6 protein-coding genes are annotated in these 5,122 nt (G+C 71.3%); 5 read left to right on the top strand and 1 reads right to left on the bottom strand.

What is annotated here, in order from left to right; translation table 11 throughout:
- The 5 genes from VFM98_RS23485 to VFM98_RS23465 form a co-directional block, all read left to right on the top strand.
- Nucleotides 1-536 (top strand): histidinol dehydrogenase (locus tag VFM98_RS23485; RefSeq protein ID WP_325112316.1); only part of this gene is annotated, 536 nt, incomplete at its 5' end.
- Entirely contained in the window at nt 533-1,312 is a 780-nt protein-coding gene (locus tag VFM98_RS23480; RefSeq protein WP_325112315.1) for an SDR family NAD(P)-dependent oxidoreductase, read from the top strand. The genes VFM98_RS23485 and VFM98_RS23480, both read left to right, overlap by 4 nt.
- Nucleotides 1,309-2,334, top strand: a complete 1,026-nt coding sequence (locus VFM98_RS23475) for a LacI family DNA-binding transcriptional regulator (protein WP_325112314.1) — start codon at nt 1,309-1,311, stop codon at nt 2,332-2,334. The genes VFM98_RS23480 and VFM98_RS23475 overlap by 4 nt, the downstream gene beginning before the upstream one ends.
- A complete protein-coding gene (locus VFM98_RS23470; RefSeq protein WP_325112313.1) occupies nt 2,331-2,957 on the top strand; it encodes a 3-hydroxyacyl-CoA dehydrogenase NAD-binding domain-containing protein in 627 nt (208 codons plus the stop codon). The genes VFM98_RS23475 and VFM98_RS23470 overlap by 4 nt, the downstream gene beginning before the upstream one ends.
- Before the next feature lie 6 nt (nt 2,958-2,963).
- Complete coding sequence (locus tag VFM98_RS23465) at nt 2,964-3,293, top strand: 3-hydroxyacyl-CoA dehydrogenase family protein (protein WP_325112312.1); 330 nt, start codon at nt 2,964-2,966, stop codon at nt 3,291-3,293.
- A gap of 14 nt (nt 3,294-3,307) precedes the next feature.
- On the opposite strand, the gene prpR is transcribed toward VFM98_RS23465, so the two are convergent.
- The coding region (prpR, locus tag VFM98_RS23460; RefSeq protein WP_325112311.1) for a propionate catabolism operon regulatory protein PrpR at nt 3,308-5,122 on the bottom strand (1,815 nt) is incomplete at its 5' end.

The following is a 5,122-nucleotide window of genomic DNA, read 5'->3' as shown; positions in this document are numbered from 1 at the left end:
CGGACAGCGAGGCGCTTGCCCATGCCACGATGGCGGAGATCGATCGCCAGCTGAAGGTACTGCCCACCGCGTCGATCGCGGCGCAGAGCTGGGCCGACTTCGGCGAGGTGATCGTCTGCGACACCCGCGCGGAAATGCTGCAGAAGGCGGACGAACTCGCCTCCGAGCACGTCCAGGTGATGACGCGGGATGCGGACTTCTTCCTGGCCAACATGACCAACTACGGAGCGCTCTTCATCGGCCCGCGCACTAACGTGGCCTTCGGCGACAAGGTGATCGGCACCAACCACACCCTGCCCACCAACAAGGCGGCACGCTACACCGGCGGCCTGTGGGTCGGCAAGTTCCTCAAGACCTGCACCTTCCAGCGGGTGGAGAGCGACGAAGCCAGCGCCCTGATCGGCGAATACTGCTCGCGCCTGTGCCACATGGAGAACTTCGCCGGGCACGGCGAACAGGCCAACATCCGCGTGCGCCGCTATGGCACCCGCGCGGAGGTGCCCTGGTACCAGCCCGTGCCGGCGCTGGAGCCGTGAGCATAGGGACGCAGCCCCTGCCCGCCTTCCCGGGCTTCCGGGTCGACGGCAAGAGGGCCCTGGTCACCGGCGCCAGCCGCGGGCTCGGACTGGCCGCGGCCACCGCGCTGGCCCACGCGGGCGCCGCCGTCACCCTGGTGGCGCGCTCTGCCGCGGAACTGGCATCGGCGTGCGAAGCGATTCGGGCCCAGGGCGGCCAGGCCGATTCCATCGTTCTCGACGTCACCGATTCGAAGGCGGTTTCCGTCGCCCTCGCGGCGCGACCCGCCTTCCACATCCTCGTCAACAACGCCGGCATGAACCGGCCCAAGCCGCTGGCCGACACGCCCGACGAAGACATCGATGCGGTGTTCGACCTCAATGTGAAGGCCACCTTCTACGTCGCGCGGACCGTGGCGCGTCTCATGGTGGCGGCCGGCGAGGGCGGCTCCATCATCAACGTCAGCTCGCAGATGGGCCACGTGGGCAGCCCGCGCCGCACCCTGTACTGCGCCAGCAAGCACGCGGTAGAGGGCATGACCAAGGCGCTGGCCTGGGAACTGGGGCCGGCGCGCATCCGCGTCAACACGGTCTGCCCGACCTTCATCGAGACTGCCTTCACCGCGCCCATGTTCGCCGACCCGGCCTTCCGCGACTTCGTCGTCGGCAAGATCGCGCTGGGCCGCATCGGCCGGGTGGACGAGGTGATGGGGCCGATCGTGTTCCTGGCCAGCGAGGCGTCCAGCCTCATGACCGGCAGCGCCCTGATGCTGGACGGCGGCTGGACGGCGGCATGAAAGCGAACCCCACGGCACACGACGTCGCGCGGCTCGCGGGCGTGTCGCAGTCGGCGGTGAGCCGCGCCTTCACGGCCGGCGCCAGCGTGGCGCCGGCCACGCGCGAGCGCATCCTGACGGCGGCCCGCGAACTCGGCTACCGCCCCAATGCCATCGCGCGCACGCTCATCACGCGCCGGAGCCGCATCGTGGGCCTGGTCATGAGCTACCTCGAGAACCAGTTCTATCCGCTGGTGATCGAGCGGCTGTCGCAGGCCCTGCAGCGCGATGGCTACCACGTGCTGCTGTTCATCAGCGAGACCGCGGAGGCCGACGCCATCCTGGCCGACATCCTCCAGTACCAGGTGGACGGCATCGTGATGGCTTCCACCACCCTGTCGTCCGGGCTGGCGCACGACTGCGCCGAGGCCGGGATCCCGGTGGTGCTGTTCAATCGGGTGGCGCAGGTCGGCGCACTGGGTCGCTTCGCCACCAGCTCGGTCACTTCGCAGAACCGGGAGGGCGGGCGGCTGGTGGGCGAGATGCTGGTGCGCACCGGGCACAGGCGCATCGCCTGGCTCGCCGGCCTGGAGAACGCTTCGACCAGCCTGGACCGCGAGGCGGGCCTGCGCGACGCGCTGGCCGAGGCCGGCTTGGCGCTGCATGCGCGGGCCGTCGGCCGCTACGACTTCGCCGAGGCACGGCAGGCCGTGCTGCAGATGTGCCGCGATCCGGCCGACCGGCCCGACGCGCTCTTTGCCGCCAACGACCACATGGCCATCGCCGCGCTGGAGACGCTGCGCAGCGAGCTCGGCCTGCGCGTGCCGCAGGACGTCTCGGTCGTCGGCTTCGACAACGTGCCGCAGGCCGCTTGGCCCTCATTCGCGCTGACCACGGTGCAGCAGGACGTGGACCGCATGGTGGAGGCGACCCGCGACCTCCTGTTCGAGCAGATCCATGGCGAGGTGATGGCCCGCAGCGTGACCGTGCCCTGCGCGCTGGTCGAACGCGCGACGGTGCAGACAAGGAAACGAGACAGATGACAGGAATCGAGGAACTCAGTGGCGGCCGCCCGGTCGCCATCGTCGGAGCCGGGCTGGTGGGCTCCGGCTGGGCCATCGTGTACGCGCGTGCCGGCCTGCGGGTGAAGGTGTTCGACCGCGACCCGAAGATCACCCGCAAGGCCCTTCCGTTGATCTCGGGGCAGCTCGCCAGGCTGCATGCGCACGGCCTGGTCGCCGAGGCGCCGGCCGCGATCCTGGCGCGCATCACGCCGGCGGCGACGCTGGCCGAAGCGGTGGAGGGCGCGTTCTACGTGCAGGAATCGGTGCTGGAGCGGGTCGAGGTGAAGCGCCAGCTGATGATCGAGCTGGACGCCCTCGCCGGCCCGGACCTGGTTGTCGGCAGCTCCACCTCCGGCATCCCCGGCTCGGCGATCGCGCTGGAGCTGGGCCTCTCGCCGCGGGTGCTGATCGTGCACCCGGTCAATCCGCCCTACCTGGTGCCGGTGGTCGAACTGGTGCCGTCGCCGGCCACGACGCCAGCCACTGTCGCCTTCGCCGATGCCCTCATGCAGGCGGTCGGCCAGACGGTGGTGCACGTGCGCAAGGAGGTCGAGGGCTTCGTCCTGAACCGGCTGCAGGCGGTGCTGCTGCGCGAAGCCTGAGCACTGGTGCAGGACGGCGTCGCGAGCTGCGAGGACATCGACAAGACCGTGCGCGACGGCCTGGGCTGGCGCTGGTCGTTCATGGGCCCGTTCGAGACCATCGACCTGAATGCGCCGGGCGGGGTGGCCGACTACGCGGTGCGCCTCGGTCCGCTGTACCAGCGCATCGCTGATTCGCGCCGCCATCCGCAGCCCTGGGACGAGGGCCTGATCCGGGAGGTCGAGGCGCAACGCCGCGAGCGCCTGGGCCCGGCCGAACTCGAAGCGCGCCGCGCCTGGCGCGACGAGCGCCTAATGGCATTCGCGGCCCGCCGCGCCGCGGACTCGGACGACTGAGGACGCGGTCGGCGTCAGCCGGCCTGCTCCTGCTGCAGCCAGCGCCACAGCGTGCTGCGGCTGACGCCCAGCGCGCGCGCCGCGGCCTGTCGGTTGCCGCCATGCTGCTGGAGGGCCTGCCGGGCCAGTGAGGGGCGCATGTCGGGAGCCGCGATCGGCACCTCGGGCAGGGTCGTGATCGTCGGCAGCGGCACGGGCGCCGACGCGCGCGGCATCGGAGCGCTCCCGCCGAACAGCTCGGGGCAGTCCTGCGCCAGGTCGCTCCAGTTGATCGGCTCGCCCGTGCCGAACTGCAGCAGGAAGACGGCCAGCCGCTCGCAGATGTTCTCCAGCTCCCGCACGTTGCCGGGCCAGTCGTAGGCCTGCAGGCACGGCATGAGCTGGCGTAGGGCGGCTGGCGCGGAATCGGCGGAACCCAGCCGCGCCAGGCAGCGCTGCACCCGGCGTTCGGCCATGAGGGCAACGTCGCCGGCCCGTTCCCGCAGCGGCGGCAGGGACAGCCGCAGGGTGTTGATGCGGAAGTACAGGTCCTGCCGGAAGCGGCCCTGCGCCACCATCTCGGCCAGCGGCTGGTGGGTGGCTGCGATCACGCGCACGTCCACCGGCACCGGTTCGGCGCTGCCCACCCGCAGCACCTCGCGTTCCTGCAGCACCCGCAGCAGCCGCGTCTGCAGCGAAGTCGGCATGTCGCCGATCTCGTCGAGGAACAGGGTGCCCGTGTGCGCCGCCTCAAACAGGCCGCGCTTGCCGCCGCGCCGGGCGCCGGTGAAGGCACCCTCTTCGTAGCCGAAGAGTTCGCTCTCCAGCAGGCTTTCAGGAAAGGCGGCGCAGTTGACGGCGACGAAGGGCCGGTTGGCCCGGGTGCTCTCATTGTGGATCGCCTGCGCGAAGAGCTCCTTGCCGGTTCCGCTCTCGCCGGCGATCAGGATGGTGAGGTCGGTGCGGGCGAAGCGCCGGGCGCTGGCCACCGCGCGCAGCAGCGCCGGGCTCTGCCCTTCCAGGTCTTCGAAGCTGTGGCGCGCGGTCGCCTGCTGGCGCCGCTGCTGCATGCGCAGACGCGTGTCGGCTTCGTGGATGGAGCGGGCGTCGTACAGGGTGAGCGCGGCGCCCACCACCTCGCCGCGCACCCGCACCGGGGCGCGCCGGGCGACCCAGTTGCGCCGGCCGATGTGCAGGACCACGGCGCCGTCCGACACCCCGCTGGCCAGGGTCTCGCGCAGCGACAGCTCCGGCTGCAGCGCCGACAACTCGCGCCCCAGCAGGCTCCCCGAGTCCGCACGGAGGATGCGCTGCATGGGCGGATTCATCGCGATCACGAGGTGGTTGCGGTCGACGGCCAGCACCGCGTCATCCAGCGTGTGCAGCACCGCGCCGAGCTGGGCATGGCGCTCGGCCTCCATGCGGGCCACGCGGGCCAGCTCGATGGCGTCCTCGAAGCCCTGGCGAATGCTCGCCTGCGAATAGGCCAGCAGACCGCACAAGCCCGCGGCCTCGGCCATCTCCACCACGATGCTGGAGCCCACGATCACCGAGAATCCCGCTGCGCGCAGCGCCTCGACGCTGCGCCGGGCATCATCCGGCGTCTGGTAGGCGTACTGGGCGATTTCGATGCGCAGCAGATCCTTCACGGCCTCCAGGTCCGGCAGGGTCTCGCCGTAGACCACCACGCCGACCCGGCGCGAGCTGCGGCGGGCGGTGATCAGGGCCTGCAGGATGTCCAACCCGGCGAGCTGGATGGTGGCCACGGGCGCGCGGACCTGCCGGCGCAGCAGGCCGGCGTTGGCGCCGGCGCTGATGAACGCGTCCACCAGGCCCTGTTCGACCCGCTG

It is taken from the genome of Ramlibacter sp., from assembly GCF_035706265.1.
In the GTDB taxonomy this organism is placed as follows: domain Bacteria; phylum Pseudomonadota; class Gammaproteobacteria; order Burkholderiales; family Burkholderiaceae_C; genus Ramlibacter.
The sequence above is the reverse complement of the archived record's forward strand: the minus strand, read 5'-3'. Positions and strand labels throughout refer to the sequence as shown.